We start from the raw sequence: 18,187 nt of genomic DNA, 5'->3' as shown, positions 1-18,187 counted from the left end.
CGGGATGTCTAGCCGACGAGCCAGGAATTCGCGCCATCCGTATGAATGACGGTGTGGTCACGTTAGGATATCGACGAAGGCCATAATCGTGAACGGAAGGAGTGCGTTTCGGTCACTATCCTTCCCGATTGCCTTCCATCCGTTTGCCGTTCCGTCCCCGACAGGGCTGTGCAGTAGCCCAATGCCCCAGCGCACCTCCACGGGGCTCAGTAGTCATAAGTTCGGCATGTCTCATCCGTTCGGGGGATGCGAGATACCCAGCCATCTGGAAACCTTACCTCTGCGATGGCCCCACCCAGAACTGATCTTTTGCCGCCTCTATCGCCAATAGAACAGCTTGGTGGGGCATCCAATGAATAGGTTGGACAAAAAATCTTCGATTCCATCTCAGGAGAAATCGTATGAAAGCGGGCAGATGAGCGAGGACCTCAAGTCATATCCGTCAGCAGGGGCTACAGCCGCTATGCCTACTAGTTACGACGCCGAAGTCGCGGCCGCGGCCTATGATCTCCCAACAAAGCAGAGATATCAGGATCCGAGCTTTGCGAGCTGGTACCTGGACGGATATGCAGGCCGCTTGAAGCTGTCTACAATTGCATCCTACGTCATTGCGCGACGGGAGCAGCGCTGCATCGCCAAGGCGCTGGAGAGGTGCAGCCCGCCTCCATCCCAGGTGCTCGATATCCCATGCGGAACCGGGAAGCTGGCTGGCGTGCTGGGCCGGCATGATTGTCAGGTGCTGGCTGCAGACATTTCAATGGAAATGATGGCCCTGGCTAAGTCAGCATATGAAGGTCAGCCCGGATTTCGGGGATTCATCCGATGTGACGTGACGCAACTGCCGTTCGCCGACGAAAGCTTTGACACGGTGGTCTGTCTTCGCCTCATCCATCTTATCCCGCCACATCTCAGGCGCGACATTATCATGGAGCTCGCGCGCGTTGCCAGCCGCCGTCTGATCGTATCCTACGGCGTTGGCACCCGCCTCCAGAGAATGCGACTAAGGCTGCGGAAGATAATCACCGGAAGGCTGTCGGCGCCTCATCCCGTCAATCTTAACGTTGCACGACAGGATTTCGCAGAGGCGGGGCTCGAACTGGTACGCTCTTTCAGCGTCCTCCGGTTCCTGTCCTGCGAGCAGCTGTTCGTACTTGAGAAGGTAAAGGCGTGGCCTGCCGCCGGTTTGCAGCCTTTGCGTTAGCACTGGCATTGCGGATCAAGCCGCTGATGGGTGTCAAAAGCTGAAACGGCGACGGGAGGTGGCTGTGGAACCGGCAGGCAAGGCCATTCCGGCGCGCATGGCATCACTCGACCTGCTGCGCTTGGCCGCAGCCCTCGCGGTCGTGCTCTATCATTATCTTTTTGGCGGCGCGATCGCCGGAAGTCTCGATGTGGAATATCCTGCCGCAGCACCTTACGCCATCTATGGCTATCTCGGCGTCAATCTGTTTTTCCTGATCAGCGGTTTCGTCATCGCGTGGTCGGCCGAAGGTCGAACCTGGCAGGAATTCGCGGTCGCCCGCTTCGCCCGGCTTTATCCCGGATTCCTCGTCTGCATGACCGCAACTTTTGTTGTTCTCGTCGTCGCCAAAGACCAGCGTTTTCCGACCGATATTGCGACCTATGTAGCCAATCTCTCTATGTTCGCCCGCCTCTTCGGCAGACCATCCATGGATGGGGCCTACTGGTCGATCATGCTCGAGATCCTGTTCTACGGCTGGGTTGCAGTGCTGATCTTTGCGGGTGCCTTTCAGCGCTGGAAAATACCTATCGCTGCCATCTGGCTCGCAATTTCGGCAAGCAACGAGTTCTTCTTTGAGAACGCGGTGATACGCATTCTCTTTATTACAAACTATGCGCCTTTGTTTGCCGCCGGCATCCTCGCGGAAGACATCGTTGCAAGGGGCCGTTCGCCGGCTGCGTTCCTGCTTCTTGCCGTCGCATTCCTGGTGTCTTGCCAGACCATAATCTTCTCTCACAACTGGATGCATGAGCACTTTGGCGCTGCCATTTCGTATCCTGCTCTCCTCGCTGCCAATATAGTGGTCTACGGAGTCTTCTCTGGCGCGATACTGCTCCGCTCCGTGATTGCTCCATCCAAGGTTGTCATGATGCTCGGAGGATTGACTTATCCGCTATATCTTTTGCATCAGTATATTGGCTACATCTCGCTTAACGCGCTGGCGCCGCATGTCGGAAAGAACGCCGCATTCTTCGTTGTATTTGCCGGGATTCTTCTTGCCTCTTTTCTCGTCTGGCGCTTCATCGAGACGCCGGTACGCAAGCCGCTCGTTCGCGCTCTGGTGTCTGGGATATATCGCCTTGCACCAGCCTCGCAGCCAATCCGGCCAACCTCGTCCGCACGAACATCGTGATCAGAGGCGCTCGGCGGGTGTCCCAGAAAGATTCGCGTTAATCGCGAAACACCGGGGTATCCGGGCTTGGCACGCTGTACGGCACACTGGATGTGTCCCGCTTCCGGTTTCATTGACGGCTCAGCCGATTCCCCAGCACCCCGCATGACGAGGCTTCAAGAGCAGCGAAGCGCACTCCAAATAGCGCACGCCAGGTCCGGCACATGGCGCAAGACTCTCTTGCGACCTGGCACCGCATCGAAGGGCTTATCGGGGAGAAGGTCGCACTGTGTGTATCAACTTACGATCAAAGTTTCTCTCACGGGGTGCCGGTATGTGATTTGGCGCTAATATACGCAGTCTGTAGGTAGGGCGCTGTCGAAACAGAAAAAGGAATATTGGATGACAACTCTGCATTACACGTCAGGTGGATCGGGCACGGAAATTGCTCAAGCCGGATTCAATCTGGCTGACGTTTCATCCGTTGACCAACTCAATGCGCTGCCGGACGGTATGAAAGGCATGGTCTATCTGAACGAAACCGACGGAGTAACCTCCTCCTTTGTCGACAAGGTCACGCCCTTCATCGGTAATCCAAAGCTGTTCGGATTCTTCCTGGTTGACGAGCCGGATCCCACCGGCCAATGGGGTACCTACGCCTCTGCCGCAAATCTGAAGGCAGAATCCGACTGGATTCATTCCAATGTGCCGGATGCCAAGACCTATATCACGATGATGAGCCTGGGGACGTCGGCGAATCCAGATTTTTCGAACACCTACAATCCCGCCAGTACGGGTATCGATTACTACGGCGTGGATGTCTATCCTGTCCGCACGGATGGCGCGGTCGACTACAACATGATCGACAAATTCGTCGCCGCCGCTCAGGCATCGGGCATCCCGACGAGCCAGATCATTCCAGGCTACCAGACGTTTGGAGGTGGCGACTATAACACCGACATGGGTGGCAAATATGTCGTGCCCACCGCCACCCAGATGGAAACCATGATGGACCACTGGGCCAAGCTGGTTCCGTCACCCGCCTTCGACTACGCATACGCCTGGGGTTCGCAGCGAGGCGACACAGCGTTGGAGAGCTCTTCGGAACTGCAGGCCGTTTTCCGGGAACACAATCTCAACACTGGAGGGACTGCTCCTTCCGAAGCCGCGGCTACTGATCCCAGTTCTACGGCGAGCATCCCTTCCGAAGCCACCACCGGCGATAGCGCCTCGACTGCCACGGCTCCGTCCGAGGCCACCCCCAACGATAGCGCCTCGACTGCCACCGCCCCGTCCGAGGCCACCCCCAGCGATAGCGCCTCGACTGCCACGGCCCCGTCCGAGGCCACCACCGGCGATAGCGCCTCGACTGCCCCTGCCGAGGCCACCACCGGCGATGGCACCCCGACTGCCACGGCCCCGTCCGAGGCTACCCCCAGCGACAGCACCTCGACTGCCACGGCCCCGTCCGGGGCCACCCCCAGCGACAGCACCTCGACTGCCACCGCCCCTTCCGGGGCCATCACCGGCGATAGCAGCTCGACTGCGACTGCCCCTGCCGAGACCACTACCGGCGATAGCAATCATAGCAAGACCGCGCTTTCGCACCTCCTCGCTGGCAATAGCAGTTCGACCGACACCGCCGCCTCCACAAGCGATGGTAGTGATAGCAAGACCGCGCTTTCGCATCTCCTCGCCGGCAATGGCCGTTCGACTGATACCGCCGCTTCCAGCGCCACCACAAGCGATGGCAGTCATGGCAAGACCGCGCTTTCGCCCTTCCTCGCCAGCGACGGCAGTTCGACTGCTACCGCCGCTTCGGGCACCACCACCAGCGATGGCAGTCATGGCAAGACCGCGCTTTCGCACCTCCTCGCCGGCAATGGCAGTTCGACTGATACCACCGCTTCCGGCGCCACCATCAGCGATAGCAGTCATGGCAAGACCGCGCTCTCGCACCTCCTCGCTGGCAATGGCAGTTCGACTGATACCGCCGCTTCCGGCGCCACCACAAGCGATGGCAGTGATAGCAAGACCGCGCTTTCGCACCTCCTTGCCAGCGACGGCAGTTCGACTGACACCACCCACGATAATGCCGGCGACAAGGTAAGCGAGGGCAGCAGCGTTGACCGCATATTGGCTGCGTTGAACCATTCTCTTTCGGCCGGCTCGGAGCTTCTCCCGACCAACGACCCGTCCGACACAACGGCAACCAGCCTGGTTCGCCACGGGTTCGCGCAGACCGTCCAGCCCGATGAAAATGTCGGCGCCCAGGCAAAAAATGGCGCCGCCGAGATCATGTCCGGCCACGGAGGCAACGACGCCTTCGACTTCAGCAAGCTCCAGGACAAGCTCCACCTCGATCAACCCGCTCTTACCGAGCTTAAGTCGGGCGGGCTTTCATTGCATGCTTCCTCTGCTGATACGGCCGCCGATGATGGTTCCCACCACATCATCTTTGACAGTACAACCGGATCGCTCTCTATCGACAGCGATGAAGTCGGCGGCGCAGCTCAAGCGCAGCTCGCTACCCATTTCCCGTGGCAGCATCAGTCTTTGTGATCTGAAAACCCGGAGTGGCGGACCTTCAAATGGAGTCGGGTCCGCCGCTCCGTCTTTGTTCAATTGCGCCACGGAAGCTTGGCCAAGGGAAGATAAGATACCGGCGGACATCGGAGAGATCGAAGTTGGTCGGCATCATCACCAAATGCGAATTTCGGATTCGCAACACTAAGCGGTCTCGGCAATTTTCAGCACGGCGTCGATCTCGGCCATCACCGCTGCCGGCAGCGGCCCTCTTTCCAGCGCACCGAGATTGTCCGCGACCTGCTCGGGCCGCGTGAAGCCGGGAACCGGCAAGGCGATTGCCGACTTGGCGAGGATCCAGCCGAGCGCACCCTGCGCAAGCGTGCGTCCGCCCGAGGTGAGCAGGTCGCGGATTGCCGAGAGCCTTGACAGATACTGCGGGTTGGCGGCGCCATCCCTCAAAAACACCATCCAATCGGCATTCCCGCCGCGCACGTCATCGGTGGGCAGCCTCATGGCCGGCGTGTATTTGCCGGTGAGCAGTCCCATTGCCAGCGGCAGCCGGCTGAACGAGACGAGGTGCTCGCGCGCCGCAACGGCCATCAGCTCGTTCGCCGGGGTAAACACATTGAAGTCGTTCTCTACGGCGACGAAACCCTCGCGCGGCGCGTAGGCCGCAAGCCGTTCGCAGTGATCGGTGCTCCAGCCGAAGCCGCCTATCTTGCCCTCCTGGCGCAACAGGCCGAGCGTATCGAACACCTCGCCGGCGCGTTCGATCGGATATTCGTTGATGTATAGCAGCACGACGTCGACAAAATCGCGCTGCAGGCGCTGCCGCGAATTGTCGATCGATGTCCGGATCGCCGCGGCAGAGGCATCCTCGGGAGCGATCTTGCGCGTTTCGGGATCGCCGAAATAGCCGACCTTGGTGACGATGACGGCTTCGTCCTTACCCTTCAACGCCCGCCCGAGGATTAGTTCGGCATTGCCGGCGCCATAGGCGGCAGCCGTGTCGAACACCCGCGCGCCGATGTCATAGGCCATCGCCAGCGCGGCTTGCGACCTGATATCGTCGACCTCGCCATAGATTGTCGCCGTGTCGCGCCAGCGCGCGGCACCCCCCGCTGCCCAGGTGCCGATCCCGATGCGCGGCACCGATCGGCCATCCCAAAGCTCCATCATCTCCATGCCCGTTTCCTCAATGACGCAGGCTGGCATGGCGGGCACGCTCGCGGATCTCATCGCGGGAAATGCCAGCATCCACCAGTGTGCTGTCCGGGGCCTGCCTCAAGCTCGCAAGCGTCTGGCGATAGGCAATCCAGCGGGTGAAACGGTATCGAAGTTCATACAACATGGTCGTCTCCTTTGGCGCGCAGAATGCCCGCGCGCCTGGGTTGATCGAAAGCGCAAAGCATCTGCGCGAATCGCATGCTCGATCGAAAAGATGGCGCTCGCTTCTTGGCCAGCCGAGGCGCTTATATCCAACGCCTCCAATTCCTGCATACTTGCGCGCGATGCCCGCTTCGCGCTACAGCCACGGTCGCAAGGAGTTTTTCATTTCTGCAAAATGGATATTGGCTGGGACGATCTGAGGTTGTTTCTCGACGTTGCGCGGCTGGGTGGCTTGAGCGCAGCGACGGGAACCACGCGCCTCAGCGCAGCCACCCTTGGACGACGCGTCACCGCGCTCGAAAAGCAGATTGGCGAACCGCTGTTCGTGCGCCAGCAGACCGGCTACCGGCTGACCCCGGTCGGGGAAGAACTGCTGCGGCGCGCCGAAGACGTCGAGGCAGCAATGCAGTCGCTGACCCGCTGGCGCGAGGGAAACCTGCCCGACCGCATTGTCCGCGTCTCGGCTGGGCCATGGACCTCGGCCTTCGTTTCCGCCCATATCGGCGAGATCTGGACGGTCGATGATGGCATAAGGGTGGAACTCGTCACCACCACCGACCGGGTCGACATCGGCCGCCGCGCCGCCGACATCGGCATCCGCAGCGAGCGCCCGACCGAGCAGTGGCTGGCCGGCCGTCTGAGCGGCAAGGTCGCCCACGCCATTTATTCCGGACGCCACCTGATCAACGGCATCGCCGCCGGATTGTTCGTCGGCGTCACCGGCGAAGGGGCAAACATTGCCTCGGCGCGCTGGCTGCAAGCCCACCACGGCGACCGCATCGCCGTTCGCGGCAACAACACCCATTCGGTGCGCGAACTGGTAGCCGCCGGCGCCGGCCTTTCGATCTTTCCGTGCTTCGTCGGTGACAGTGATCCGCGGCTGGTTCGCGTCGCTCAGCCTATCCCCGAACTCGAAACCGACCAATGGATCGTCACCCATCACGAGGAACGTCACTCGCCGCCGGTACGAAAAGTCGCCGACCGGATTGTCGCCTTGATGCGGGCGCACCAGCCGCTGTTTCGTGGCGAGACGCCGTTCCGGTAAGCCTCAGGTGTCGATCGGCCGCAGTGGATCAAGAATACTTTGGTGGGCCGGACGAGATGCCGCTGCCGTTGATTTAATTGATCTTTTCGTGTGCCAAAATGAAGGTGACGCAAGAGCTTTCGGCGGCGGTGCATCGGGCGTTGGTCACTTATGCTGAAGTCCTGCGCTGGAGCCAGGCAAACACGTCTCCCGTCCCATAAAGCGCATTCCTTCGTGATAGAGCATTTCATGGCCAGGGATCGAGGTTTAGCCAAGGCACAGCGCGACGGGAAAGATGCGGTATCACTTTGAACGCGGCGGCATCGCTCGAGCCGGCTCATAGCCGTATGCTTCGCCCTTACGCGCCACGCGACCGATGCCCGGCCAGCCAAGGTGCGCGCCGGCGATCCACGTCCCCGCCTCGGCCGCGTCACTGAAAACCTTTAGGCGGGTTGCGCGCGCGGTCAGCTGATCGTCGTCATAGCCCCAACTGAACGCGGGATTGCCGAACTGCAAGGCCGGCACATGAACGATGTCCCCGAAGAATAGGAAACGGTCCTCGTCCGCGTCGAACGCGTAGCCGGTATGGCCGGCAGCATGACCGGGCAGGGCGACCGCCCTCAATCGCTCACCCACCTGGTCGCCATTCTGGACGGGCTTCAGCAGGGGCCGGAACTGCGCAAGGTGCGCGTAAGCGAAAAAGCTCTCCACAGCCGCCTCGGGAATTACGATCGCCTTCAAGTTTGGAAAGAGCGCTCGGCCGTCGGGGGTCAAAAGTCCGTGCACATGATCCTGATGGGCGTGGGTGAGCGCCAAGACCGTGATCGAAGCCGGGTCAATCCTGGCTTCCGCCATGGCCTGCTCAAGACGCCCCACTGTCGGGGCCCAGCCCCCTCCTCCGCTGTCGATAAGAACGCCGTCAACGCCTGGACCTGCAAGGGCGAAGCAATTGACAGACAGGCGAAGCGCCCCTGCCTGCGCAGCTTGCGGCACCGGATTATCCTGCGGATCCCGCAGAAGGTCCGCCGGCATCTCGATGTAACCGTCCGAGAGCGACCAGACGCGCCACCTTCCCGACGTGCTGCCAAGCACGTTGCTGCTTTGCGATGTCACGATCATTAAGGCCACCTGCCGCAAACGAAAATGGAGGATAGGTTCGATTGTCACTATTGGCTCTCTGCACCCTCTACGCAAAGTCGTGGGGAAACCGGTGAAGATCAATCCGGAAAGCATCAGATCTCGATAAGCGACGGATTGGAAAATGATCGTTGACCGACCTGCTAGCTTCGTGGCGATGCCAGCTCTTATTGCATGCCCATGTAGATTCCTCCCTTCGTAAGCTCTTCAATCATCTGATTTATGCGCTTTCGGCGTGTTTCCGGGTGACGGGCGCGCGCGATCCAGTGCAAGTAATCATTGCGCTGATAGGGAGGCCGTTGCTTGAAAGCAGGCATCAGATTTGCGGCCTCGAGCTCTGCACGCAAACTGTCGGGCATTTTAGCCAACGGACGTTTCAGCAAATCACGTCTCCGCTATTCGAATTCTGATGATGGAATAGATCACAAGTCAGCCCTCGCGCCTGCGAGACCGCAGCCGGCCTGGCGACAGCCCTTTCAATCGGGTCACGACGCGATTCATATGGGCCTGGTGAGTGAAACCCGCATGTTGAGCAATCTCGGCCAGCGGCAGATCGCTATTTTCCAAAAGCTCGACCGCGCGATCAACGCGGCGGCGTAAAATGAATTGATGTACCGGCAATTGCGTCGCCTCGCGAAAGGCGGCGGTGAAGACGCGTCGTGGCATTCCCGAGATTCCGGCAAGATGGTCGATCGAGATCCCCTTTTCCAGATCGCCGTCAATCGCAGCGAGGACCCGGTCGAACCGCTGCGAGGTCAGGAGCGGAGATTTCTGCCGCCGCTGGCGTGCATGCCCGAGACGGAGCAGGTTCACGAAAATCAGGCCCAGCGTCCATTCACGGACGATGGCATTGGCTGGCGGGTCGCCTTCGAGGCGTCGGCACAACTCGGCAACCAGCGAATCGCGTATCGGTCGATCGGTCAGGATCACCAGGTCCTCAAGGGTCCCGGCTGCGGATACCAGGAGCCTTGACGCCAGCGCGGAGTCAACGGTGATCATCGTCAGCTCTCGCGGCTCCTCGATCTTGAACCGCGTGGCCCGCTCGGGAAGACTGAGCAGCAGATCACCGGGGCGCGTGAAGACGCGCCGCAGCCCGCGGCCAAGATCGATCTCTGCATAGGATGAACCGCTGCGAATCACACGCAGCTGAACGACTCCGGCCGGTGCATGGCGATAGTCGCCGGCAGGAAAGAACAACCTCTTTGCACTTGCCGCGGTCACCATCGTGTACCGGGCGTCCGGACGCAAGTTCCTCCAGGACTTCGATGATCGATCGCCGCATCCTCGATCCTTGACGCCTACACTTTTGCCCGTTTGACTGGTCCACCAGGGGCATCATTTGCCAGGGCAGTCAGGTCACCGATCCGGGGCACAAAGATGTTGTGCAGTGTCTGGGTCATAATGGTCATTTCACGCTGAATTTGCAGTTCCTGTGCGGCGGGAAACAATGTGTCCTGCAAGAAGAGTTCCAGGCCTGCCTTGTCGTCCCATATCTCGATGATGCGATAGCCATCGTCGGTGGCATGCGCGATGTGCTGGTAGATGCCGCCAGCGGGCCGTTTCTCCACGCCGATCCGATCGAGGATGCGGCTATAATCTTCGGCCGTCAGGCCGGCAATATCAAGTGTCGTCACTACGGCCATGGTTCATCCTCGCTGCTGATAATGGTTGTTTGAAGTGGAGTTCTTGGACGGGCCCCGAATCTATTGGGCCGATGTCGTTTGGCATCGCTGTCCTGACCGCGAGTTTGACTCCCGAAGTTCACCCACAGGAGCGGCCTTTGGTCCTCAGCCACCGAGCGCCTCGATGACAAGACGGGCGGTCGCAGCTCCGGAGAAGTTCTGCTGGCCGGTGATCAAATTGCCGTCGCGCACGGCAAAATCGCGCCACAGCCCGGCCTGAATATAGTTCGCGCCGAGCGCACGCATCTCATCCTCGATCCGCCATGGCATCAGATGCGTACCGTGCGGCAGCGCGCCCATCTCCCAGACGGCATTATCGGCGAAGTCTTCCTCGACATTGGCGAAACCTGTGACAGTGCGCCCTTTGGCCAGCAACTCGCCGGTTGAGAGGCGCGCGTAGCGCAGCAGCGCGACGCCATGACACAAGGCGGCCGCGACCTTGCCGGCCGCAAGAAAGGCGACGAACAGCCGCTGCAACTCAGTCGCGCCTTGGAAGGTGAACATCGGCGCCTGGCCGCCAGCGACGACGATCGCGTCGAACGCGTCGAACGACAGCTCTGCGATGGGCCGGGTCGTCTCCACCAGCGCCGCCAGTTTCGGCGTCGACAGGAAACCGAGCGAGATCAGATCCGTATCCGAATAGCCGGACGGATCACGCGGGTCGCTCAACACATCCGCCTCGCATTTGCCGCCCTCAGGCGAGAAGATCGCGACTTCGTATCCGCGCTCCGTGAAGGCGAGCCAGGGATGAGTTAACTCGCTCCACCAAAACCCGACCGGCCAGCCTGTGGTGGTTGATACAGCCGGGTTTGAAAGGACCATCGCGACCCGCTTTGGATGCAGCGGGTCGAGTGGGTTGGGATCACGCACGCTCATCGCGCCATCTCGACTGGTTCGCCAAGATTCGCCCAAATCGTCTTGTATTGGGTGTAGCTTTCCCACGCCTCGCGGCCCTGCTCGCGGCCATAGCCGCTCATCTTGAAGCCTCCGAACGGCGCATTAGTATGGTACTTGTGCCAGCAGTTCAGCCAGACCGTGCCTGCCTTGATCCGGTCGGCGAGCCGCAAGGCGCGGCCGAGATCGCTGGTCTGGATGCCCGAGGCGAGCCCGTAGCTCGTGTCGTTTGCGATCCGGATCGCGTCCTCCTCGCTGTCGAATGGAATCACCGGCAGGACGGGGCCGAAAATCTCTTCGCGCGATATCCTTAGGTCGTTGGTCGCATCGGCGAAGATAGTCGGCTCGACGAAAAGGCCCTTGCCGTTGACCTGGCGGGTGCCGCCGCCCGCGGTCAGTCGCGCGGTGCGCTTGCCCTCTTCGATATAGCTCAAGACCTTGTCATACTCGCCGCGCGACGCGATCGGCCCGATCATCGGCGCAGGGTCCAGCGGATCGCCGAGCGTCGCCGACTTCGCCATGGCGCTCAGCTTCTCGACGACCTCGTCATAGCAGGCGCGTTCGACCAGCAGGCGCGATCCGGCCACGCAGACTTCGCCCTTGTTCCAGAAGATGCCCCAGAAGGCTGCCTGTATCGCGGCATCGATATCGGCATCGGCGAAAACGATATTGGGACTCTTGCCGCCGAGCTCCATGGTCAGGTGTTTCATCGTCCCGGCACCGTTGCGCATGATGCCCTGGCCAACGGCGGTCGACCCGGTGAAGGCGATCTTGTCGACGCGGGCATCGTTGACCAGCGCGTCGCCGATGGTGCCGCCTGGGCCGGTGACGAGATTGTAGACGCCTGGCGGCACGCCTGCGTCGAGGATGACTTGCGCCAAGGCGAGGGCCGTCAGGGGCGTGTCGGTCGCAGGCTTGTGAACGACCGTGTTACCCGCCGCGAGTGCCGGCGCGATCTTCGAACAGGACAGCGCGAGGGGAAAATTGAACGGGGTGATCGCAGCGACCACGCCGAGCGGCTCACGCCGCGTCAGGATCCTGATATTTGGTTCGTAGCTGGTACGATAGGCGCCGTCCATTGCGCTCATGGCGAGCCCGCCATGAAAGCGGAACAGTCCCGAGCAGTGCGGCATGATGATATCGCGGAAATCGCGATAGGGCATACCCATGTCCATCGCCTCGCGCACCGCGAAATCCTCGGCGCGCTCGTCCAACAGATCGGCGATGCGGAACAGGACCTTCGCGCGCTCCTCATGATGCATCCGCGCCCAGGGTCCTTGCTCGAAAGCCCGCCGCGCGGCCGCGACGGCATCGCTTGTGTCGGTGACGCCAGCCTTCGCAATATTGGTGATCGCCGCCTCCGTGGTCGGATCAAAAGTCGTCGACGTCTCGCCACTGACAGCATCGCGCCATTGGCCATCGATCAGCAGACGTCCTACTGGAATCGCCTTGCGCCGCGCGGGTAGATAATCAGTCATGAACCGGTCCCGTCCTGTCGAATGAGATTGAAGGAAATTCTCGGCCCCATCCCGCGCCGATAGGCGAGTTGGACCAATAGCAGCATCATCGGCTCGATCAGGCGCGAGGCCGTGAGATCGCCGACATCGACCGGCATTGTCGGTAGATCGGCGAGAAGCCGGCAAATCGCCGCCTTGGCATCTGCGTCATTGCCGGCGACATAGCTCGTTACCGGATCGCCGTTGAGACGCGGATCATCCCTGTCAAGCAATTCGGCAAAGGTCGGAATGCACTTGACGACAAGCGCGCCCGGCGCGAGCCTCTGAACCTCCTCGCCTACCGACGTCGTAGTGCCGACCAGCATCGTGGAAAGATCAGGCGCGACTGCATTGGTATTGTCCCAGACGATCTTGCCCGACAAATCGCCAAGCGCGTCCATTGCCAACTCGAGAGCCGGCCATGGCGTCGCCAGGGCAATTACGTCGGCCCATCTCGCCACTTCGTCAGGGGCACCGAAGTCAACACGGAGGGTTGCCGCGATTGCGCGCAACTTGCCTTCGTCACGACTGAAGCTGAGGCGAATTTCGTGCCCGGCGAGGCCAAGACATTTCGCCAAGGCCTTGCCGAGCGAGCCTGGTCCGATGATCGCAACTTTCACAACTGCCTCCCGACACGCGGTCGGGCTTGCCTAGCACCATTGCAGTCGCGCTTATTTCACGAATTGCCCTTGCACGATCGGGCGCACTCGTCACATGGATCGGCGGCGGAACCGGATGTTTGGACCAGTTCATCAACCTGGTCTCGCGCGAGAATCCTCTTCCGGCGCCTTGCAGCAGACGTTGGCGGTTTCTTCCAGTTCATCGGCTCCGTCGACGGCGCTCTCCAGGTCTTGGGTTGCAATACCGAGCCATGATTTGCCAGAAGACCGCGGCATAGTTGCCAGGAAGATCACGGATCATCTCGCCCATCTTCTGATCGCCTGGCCGCACGTATCCGCGACCGTCAGCTCCTGCAGTGCGAGTTCCCTGCGATGCACCTGTGCGACCGCATCGGCCATAGCGGTCACGAAACGGTCCAGATCGCGCTTGAGCCCGTAGATATGCGGCCAGACCCAGCGCTCTTTGCTGCCGCTACGCGGCAAAATTGCATCAGAAGTCGCCAACTTCAATTTTCGATCTGTCCGTGAAGCGCGACAGGCGGAATGGAGTCGGGTCGACGCTTGCCGCGTCACCTGCGACCAGATCCGCCGCCAGATGGCCAATTCCAGGGCCGACGCCGAAGCCGTGTCCGGAACAGCCTGCGGCGACGAACACTCCACCGATGCTGTCCACCGGTGAAATCACGGGTACGGCGTCCGGTGTGGAGTCGATATATCCACCCCAGGAGGACACGACGCCGGCATCGGCAACGGTGGGGAACAGGGCTTTTACCCGCGTCATGATGGTTGCCACCATTCGCTTGTCCGGCGCAGGATCGAGGACGCGGATTCGCTCAAAGGGGGTCGGCCTGTCGAGATGCCAGCGACGGAGTGTTTCCGGGCCCTGGAAGAACGAGCGGCCTATGCCGATCTCGACGGCCTTCAGCCGTTTCATGAACATCGGCAGAAACGGGCGGACATAGCGGATCCCCTGCGGCGTGATCTCGAGGGTCGCCCTGCCGCTGACCGCGATCGTGTAGCTGCCATCGAGCCGGCGCGTCATGGCAAAGTCGGAAGTATAGACAGCCTCGCCAAAATCCGGTGCAGGAGCGGTCCGTAAGGCGGTCTGACGGACGCTGGCCTGCGGCAGCGAAACCGCATGCATGCGCAGGAAAGCAGAAGCCCAGGCGCCGGCGGCACATAGCACCGCGCTGGTGCGGATAAGGCCTTTCTCGGTGACGACGCCGCTCACTTGCCCATTGGTGATATCCAGGCCGCGTGCCGCGCAGTTCTGATGAATAGTCGCGCCATGCTTGCGCGCGCCCTCGGCGATCCGAGGGGCGGCAAGCCAGGGTTCGGCCTTGCCATCGTCTGCTGCGTAGACGCCGCCCAGCCATTTGCCGCCCGCCGCTGGAACGGCGGCAGCAGCCTCGGCGGCGGTAAGCATCCGCGTATTGACGTCGAACCGCCGCGCAACCTCGCGCCACTTGTCCCATTCGGCGAGCCGCTTCGGATCGTTTGTCGCATAGGTGAGCCCGCAACGGCGGAAGCCAAGGTCGTGCCCAATCTCTTTGGTGAGCTCTTCCCACAGGCGCATCGACAGATTGGCAAGCGGCAACTCACGTGCATCGCGGTTCTGCCGACGGCACCAGCCCCAGTTCCGGCTCGACTGTTCGCAGCCGACATACCCCTTTTCGACAAGCGCCACCGACAGGCCGCGCCGCGCCAGGAAATAGGCTGCGCTGGCGCCGACAATCCCGCCGCCGACCACCACGACGTCTCCTGACTCGGGTAGCGCTTTATCGCTACTGATTTGGTGGATAACAGGGGACATGGCGGCCTCGGCGATCAATGGAGCTAGCAGTATCGGCGATTGGTGCCGCAGAAATGCTCCAACTGGCGCCGATTTTCGGTATTTTTCGCCGAATATCGTGACACGGAACGCGCGCTTCTTTCGTAGTGTCAGTTTTCCCACTCGAACTGTCCTGGTGCTCCGTGGACTGCCGAAAAATCGCTGCGCCTCGTGTCTTTCCCACGGTCCTTGGCAGGCTCAATGGGGAAATCGTGGACTCCAGCAAGATGCCGCCAGCTGCGGCGCTGCCGCGATTGTGTTGCCCCGGCCCGGCAGCGCGACGGTAGCGACCTTTTCGCAACGGTAGGCCCGCCTGACGTCGCCGGCTGCATTTTGTCCGGTCACACGGATGTGGTCCCGACGACAGAGCCAGACTGGTCGTCCGATCCGGTTCCTGAGCCGATACATCGCCGGGTTGAGCCCGGATTGCCCATGTTGCTCGGCATCCCGCCGTCTGCGCTGGGTGAAGATGTCGCCTAGAAATAGCCGAGGATGGATTTGACCTCGAGATACTCCAACATGCCCTCGATGCCATATTCGCGTCCGTTTCCGGACTGCTTGAAACCGCCAAACGGGGCGTGCGGATCCCAGGCCGGGTAGTTGAGATGCACCTGACCGGAGCGAATCCGTGAGGCCACGTCCCTGACGGCGTTCACATCTTCGCCCTGCACATGGCCCCCCAGGCCGTACACCGTGTCGTTGGCGATGGTGACGGCCTCCTCGATTGTGGCGTAGGGGATGATGCAGAGAACTGGCCCGAAGACCTCTTCCTGGGCAATGCGCATGCTCGTACGCACGTCGGAAAAAATGGTCGGCTTCACATAGAACCCGACGTTCAGATCATGCGCACGACCCGGTCCTCCGGTGAGGAGCCTGGCGCCCTCAGAAATGCCGACGCCGATCATGGTTTGGATGCGATCGAATTGGGCGCGGTTGGCGATTGCACCATGAGTTGTGGCTTCCGAAAGAGGATCGCCGACGACGATCTGGGCCGCGGCCCCCTTGGCGATTTCCTCGATCTCGGAGAGCAGCACGCGTGGCACAATCATGCGCGTCGGGGCGCTGCATGACTGGCCGAGATTGCGGAAGGCGGCGACTACGCCCAGAGAAACGGCGCGATCGAGATCGGCGTCCGGCAGGATCACGTTCGGCGACTTGCCGCCGAGTTCCTGCGCGACACGCTTGACCGTTGGCGCTGCCGCCTGGGCCACAGCAATGCCCGCGCGGGTGGACCCGGTAATGGAGATCATGTCGACATCTGGATGGGAGGCGAGACCCATACCCACGCCTGGACCGTCACCTTGCACGAGGTTGAAAACCCCGGCAGGGAAGCCGGCTTCCTCGATCGACTCGGCGAACAGCAGGGCGTCCAAGGGAGAAAGCTCACTCGGCTTCAGCACGATCGTGCAGCCTGCCGCGAGCGCCGGCGAAACCTTGGCGGTGATCTGGTAAAGTGGCCAGTTCCACGGAGTGATCAAGGCGCAGACACCGATCGGTTCGTGAGTGACGGCGGTTTGACCCCGCTGCTTGACGAAGGGAAAGGCTGTCAGCACATCGCGAGCGACCTTAACATGCGTGATCGCCAGCGGCACCTGCGCGCTGCGCGCATAGCCGATCGCCGCGCCCATTTCGAGGCTCAGGCATTGAGCCAGCAGTTCGCCGCGCACCTCAAGCAGCGCTTGCAGGCGATCGAGCAGACCCGCGCGATCTTCTGGCGTGGTCCGACTCCAGGTGGCGAATGCCCTGCGAGCCGCTGCAACGGCCGCGTCCACGTCCTCGCCATTGCCAAGCGGAAACTGGCTCACGACCTCTTCTGTGGCGGGATTGACGACGACGCCCGTCGCGGTGCCGCTCGGCTCGACCCATTGACCGTCGATGAAAAACCTGTCCAGGTGGCCATTGCGGGACAGGTGTTCGAGGGGCGTCATCACCCTACAAGGTCCTTCATGCGGTAATAGGCGCCGAGAATCGGCAGGAACCAGGGACGCCCGAAATAACCGGGGATCGCTGGCCAGTCGAAATTCTTCCAGGGATTGAGCTCGGGGTGCCCGTCCATGACGTCGGCCATGATGGTGCCCATCAACGTCGACATCTGGGTCCCGTGTCCGCTATAGCCCATTGAGTAATAGATGCCATCGCGCTCTCCGGCGCGCGGCAGGCGGTCGCGGGTCATATCGACCATGCCGCCCCAGCAGTAATCGATCCGGGTGCCGGCCAGTTCCGGAAAAACCTCGACCATCGCCGCCTTCAGTATCCGGCCGCTTTTTTCGTCGGATTGAGGATTGGACACGGCAAAGCGCGCCCTCCCGCCGAACAGAAGGCGATTGTCCGGCGTGAGCCGCCAGTAGACAACGAGATTGCGCGTGTCGACGACCATGCGCCCGGTCGGCATGAGGCGCTTAAGGTGGTCGGGCGATAGCGGCTCGGTCACGATCAGAAATGCGCCGACCGGGATCATGCGCCGGCGGATCCAGCCGAGCGGACCAACCTGGGAAATGCCGCTCGCCAACAGGACCTGCCGCGCGACGATCTTGCCCTTTGGCGTCGTTACCTCATGCTCGCCTGAAACCTTGCGCATCGCCATTACGGGCGAGCGTTCATGGACGTCTGCGCCACGCCGGGCAGCGGCGGTCGCGATGCCCCGGACGAACCGGCCGACATGCATGCCCGCGCTCTTGGGAAAGAGCAGCCCGCCATGGTAGCGGTTGGTGCCGACTTCGGTTCGCAGGTCGTCGCGCGCGATCATCCTCGTTTCGGGATCGACATTGGCCGCCAGCAGTTCCTGGCTGCGCGCCAGCATGTCGTAATGCTCGGGCTTGGCGGCAAGCTTGAGCTTGCCGACGCGGGAGAAGCTGCAGTCGATCTTTTCTTCCTGCACCAACCGCTCAACCATATCGACGCCAGCGTCGAAAGCCTTGTAGAGCGCATTTGCGGCGGGCTTGCCGTGCTTGCCAGCCATGATTGCATAATTCTGGGCAAAGCCGTTGTTGCACATCCCGCCATTGCGGCCGGACGCGGCGTTGCCGATCGTTTCGGCCTCCAACAGGGCAACCCTGGCGCCCTTTTTGGCAAGGGCCAGCGCGGCCGAGGAGCCGGTCAGGCCGCCGCCCACAATCGCCACGTCATAGTGGCCTTCGAGCGGTTTGGACGACCCTTCATTGAACCGCTGAGACGTATCCAGCCAATAAGAGGTAAACTTCATTTTCTTGACCACCAGTGTTGATTTGAGTA

At 61.3% G+C, this 18,187-nt stretch carries 18 protein-coding genes; 5 read left to right on the top strand and 13 right to left on the bottom strand.

Features of this window, described 5'->3' with window-relative positions; translation table 11 throughout:
- Positions 1 to 352: 352 nt before the first annotated feature.
- The 3 genes from NKJ93_RS13020 to NKJ93_RS13010 all read left to right on the top strand — a co-directional run bounded on the left by NKJ93_RS13020 (position 353) and on the right by NKJ93_RS13010 (position 4,916).
- Positions 353 to 1,201 carry a class I SAM-dependent methyltransferase gene (locus NKJ93_RS13020; RefSeq protein WP_352589428.1) on the top strand — a complete coding sequence of 283 codons (849 nt, stop codon included), beginning with the start codon at positions 353 to 355 and terminating at the stop codon, positions 1,199 to 1,201.
- Positions 1,202 to 1,265: 64 nt separating this feature from the next.
- Positions 1,266 to 2,375, top strand: a complete 1,110-nt coding sequence (locus NKJ93_RS13015) for an acyltransferase family protein (RefSeq protein ID WP_352484581.1) — start codon at positions 1,266 to 1,268, stop codon at positions 2,373 to 2,375.
- Positions 2,376 to 2,756: 381 nt separating this feature from the next.
- Positions 2,757 to 4,916: a calcium-binding protein gene (locus NKJ93_RS13010; RefSeq protein ID WP_352494506.1), complete on the top strand. Its 2,160-nt coding sequence runs from the start codon at positions 2,757 to 2,759 to the stop codon at positions 4,914 to 4,916.
- Between the two features lie 168 nt (positions 4,917 to 5,084).
- On the opposite strand, the gene NKJ93_RS13005 is transcribed toward NKJ93_RS13010, so the two are convergent.
- The gene (locus NKJ93_RS13005; protein ID WP_352589425.1) at positions 5,085 to 6,068 is read right to left on the bottom strand and encodes an aldo/keto reductase; all 984 of its coding nucleotides are present in this window, start codon (positions 6,066 to 6,068) and stop codon (positions 5,085 to 5,087) included.
- Positions 6,069 to 6,078: 10 nt separating this feature from the next.
- The gene (locus tag NKJ93_RS13000; protein ID WP_352589422.1) at positions 6,079 to 6,234 is read right to left on the bottom strand and encodes a YjiS-like domain-containing protein; all 156 of its coding nucleotides are present in this window, start codon (positions 6,232 to 6,234) and stop codon (positions 6,079 to 6,081) included.
- A 213-nt stretch (positions 6,235 to 6,447) separates the two neighbouring features.
- Here NKJ93_RS13000 and NKJ93_RS12995 point away from each other — a divergent pair, with 213 nt between their 5' ends.
- Together NKJ93_RS12995 and NKJ93_RS33615 are read left to right on the top strand one after the other, a co-directional pair.
- A complete protein-coding gene (locus NKJ93_RS12995; RefSeq protein ID WP_352589419.1) occupies positions 6,448 to 7,317 on the top strand; it encodes a LysR family transcriptional regulator in 870 nt (289 codons plus the stop codon).
- Between the two features lie 98 nt (positions 7,318 to 7,415).
- Positions 7,416 to 7,517, top strand: a complete 102-nt coding sequence (locus NKJ93_RS33615; protein ID WP_156948055.1) for a DUF2274 domain-containing protein — start codon at positions 7,416 to 7,418, stop codon at positions 7,515 to 7,517.
- Positions 7,518 to 7,599: 82 nt separating this feature from the next.
- On the opposite strand, the gene NKJ93_RS12990 is transcribed toward NKJ93_RS33615, so the two are convergent.
- From NKJ93_RS12990 to NKJ93_RS12940, 11 genes are all read right to left on the bottom strand, one after another.
- Positions 7,600 to 8,415 carry an MBL fold metallo-hydrolase gene (locus tag NKJ93_RS12990; RefSeq protein WP_352589416.1) on the bottom strand — a complete coding sequence of 272 codons (816 nt, stop codon included), beginning with the start codon at positions 8,413 to 8,415 and terminating at the stop codon, positions 7,600 to 7,602.
- A 185-nt stretch (positions 8,416 to 8,600) separates the two neighbouring features.
- Positions 8,601 to 8,816, bottom strand: a complete 216-nt coding sequence (locus NKJ93_RS12985) for a YdeI/OmpD-associated family protein (protein WP_036244599.1) — start codon at positions 8,814 to 8,816, stop codon at positions 8,601 to 8,603.
- Positions 8,817 to 8,862: 46 nt separating this feature from the next.
- Positions 8,863 to 9,657: a helix-turn-helix domain-containing protein gene (locus NKJ93_RS12980; RefSeq protein ID WP_023718578.1), complete on the bottom strand. Its 795-nt coding sequence runs from the start codon at positions 9,655 to 9,657 to the stop codon at positions 8,863 to 8,865.
- A 74-nt stretch (positions 9,658 to 9,731) separates the two neighbouring features.
- Positions 9,732 to 10,076 carry a hypothetical protein gene (locus NKJ93_RS12975; RefSeq protein ID WP_023718579.1) on the bottom strand — a complete coding sequence of 115 codons (345 nt, stop codon included), beginning with the start codon at positions 10,074 to 10,076 and terminating at the stop codon, positions 9,732 to 9,734.
- A 144-nt stretch (positions 10,077 to 10,220) separates the two neighbouring features.
- Positions 10,221 to 10,991, bottom strand: coding sequence for a type 1 glutamine amidotransferase domain-containing protein (locus NKJ93_RS12970; RefSeq protein ID WP_031193870.1), 771 nt, complete (start codon positions 10,989 to 10,991; stop codon positions 10,221 to 10,223).
- Complete coding sequence (locus NKJ93_RS12965) at positions 10,988 to 12,487, bottom strand: aldehyde dehydrogenase family protein (RefSeq protein ID WP_352589413.1); 1,500 nt, start codon at positions 12,485 to 12,487, stop codon at positions 10,988 to 10,990. The genes NKJ93_RS12970 and NKJ93_RS12965 overlap by 4 nt, the downstream gene beginning before the upstream one ends.
- Positions 12,484 to 13,125, bottom strand: a complete 642-nt coding sequence (locus NKJ93_RS12960) for an NADPH-dependent F420 reductase (RefSeq protein WP_352589410.1) — start codon at positions 13,123 to 13,125, stop codon at positions 12,484 to 12,486. The genes NKJ93_RS12965 and NKJ93_RS12960 overlap by 4 nt, the downstream gene beginning before the upstream one ends.
- A gap of 297 nt (positions 13,126 to 13,422) precedes the next feature.
- The gene (locus tag NKJ93_RS12955) at positions 13,423 to 13,629 is read right to left on the bottom strand and encodes a hypothetical protein (protein ID WP_352589407.1); all 207 of its coding nucleotides are present in this window, start codon (positions 13,627 to 13,629) and stop codon (positions 13,423 to 13,425) included.
- The gene (locus NKJ93_RS12950) at positions 13,616 to 14,938 is read right to left on the bottom strand and encodes an NAD(P)/FAD-dependent oxidoreductase (protein ID WP_352589633.1); all 1,323 of its coding nucleotides are present in this window, start codon (positions 14,936 to 14,938) and stop codon (positions 13,616 to 13,618) included. The genes NKJ93_RS12955 and NKJ93_RS12950 overlap by 14 nt, the downstream gene beginning before the upstream one ends.
- Positions 14,939 to 15,432: 494 nt before the next feature.
- On the bottom strand, positions 15,433 to 16,887 hold the full coding sequence (locus NKJ93_RS12945; RefSeq protein ID WP_352589404.1) for an aldehyde dehydrogenase family protein: 1,455 nt from the start codon (positions 16,885 to 16,887) through the stop codon (positions 15,433 to 15,435).
- Entirely contained in the window at positions 16,884 to 18,158 is a 1,275-nt protein-coding gene (locus NKJ93_RS12940; protein ID WP_352589401.1) for an NAD(P)/FAD-dependent oxidoreductase, read from the bottom strand. Before NKJ93_RS12940 ends, NKJ93_RS12945 begins: the two co-directional genes overlap by 4 nt.
- Positions 18,159 to 18,187 lie beyond the last annotated feature (29 nt).

It is taken from the genome of Mesorhizobium sp. M0028 (assembly GCF_040323855.1).
Lineage (GTDB): Bacteria > Pseudomonadota > Alphaproteobacteria > Rhizobiales > Rhizobiaceae > Mesorhizobium.
This window is presented reverse-complemented; position numbering and strand designations above follow the sequence as displayed.

Bases quoted from the DNA above. Each gene is read 5' to 3' on its own strand.
- NKJ93_RS12995 (WP_352589419.1), top strand. From the start codon at position 6,448: ATGGATATTGGCTGGGACGATCTGAGGTTGTTTCTCGACGTTGCGCGG.
- NKJ93_RS12970 (WP_031193870.1), bottom strand. From the start codon at position 10,991: ATGAGCGTGCGTGATCCCAACCCACTCGACCCGCTGCATCCAAAGCGG.
- NKJ93_RS33615 (WP_156948055.1), top strand. From the start codon at position 7,416: ATGAAGGTGACGCAAGAGCTTTCGGCGGCGGTGCATCGGGCGTTGGTC.
- NKJ93_RS12990 (WP_352589416.1), bottom strand. From the start codon at position 8,415: ATGATCGTGACATCGCAAAGCAGCAACGTGCTTGGCAGCACGTCGGGA.
- NKJ93_RS12980 (WP_023718578.1), bottom strand. From the start codon at position 9,657: ATGGTGACCGCGGCAAGTGCAAAGAGGTTGTTCTTTCCTGCCGGCGAC.
- NKJ93_RS13020 (WP_352589428.1), top strand. From the start codon at position 353: ATGAATAGGTTGGACAAAAAATCTTCGATTCCATCTCAGGAGAAATCG.
- NKJ93_RS12950 (WP_352589633.1), bottom strand. From the start codon at position 14,938: ATGTCCCCTGTTATCCACCAAATCAGTAGCGATAAAGCGCTACCCGAG.
- NKJ93_RS13000 (WP_352589422.1), bottom strand. From the start codon at position 6,234: ATGTTGTATGAACTTCGATACCGTTTCACCCGCTGGATTGCCTATCGC.
- NKJ93_RS12940 (WP_352589401.1), bottom strand. From the start codon at position 18,158: ATGAAGTTTACCTCTTATTGGCTGGATACGTCTCAGCGGTTCAATGAA.
- NKJ93_RS12965 (WP_352589413.1), bottom strand. From the start codon at position 12,487: ATGACTGATTATCTACCCGCGCGGCGCAAGGCGATTCCAGTAGGACGT.
- NKJ93_RS13010 (WP_352494506.1), top strand. From the start codon at position 2,757: ATGACAACTCTGCATTACACGTCAGGTGGATCGGGCACGGAAATTGCT.
- NKJ93_RS12975 (WP_023718579.1), bottom strand. From the start codon at position 10,076: ATGGCCGTAGTGACGACACTTGATATTGCCGGCCTGACGGCCGAAGAT.
- NKJ93_RS13005 (WP_352589425.1), bottom strand. From the start codon at position 6,068: ATGGAGATGATGGAGCTTTGGGATGGCCGATCGGTGCCGCGCATCGGG.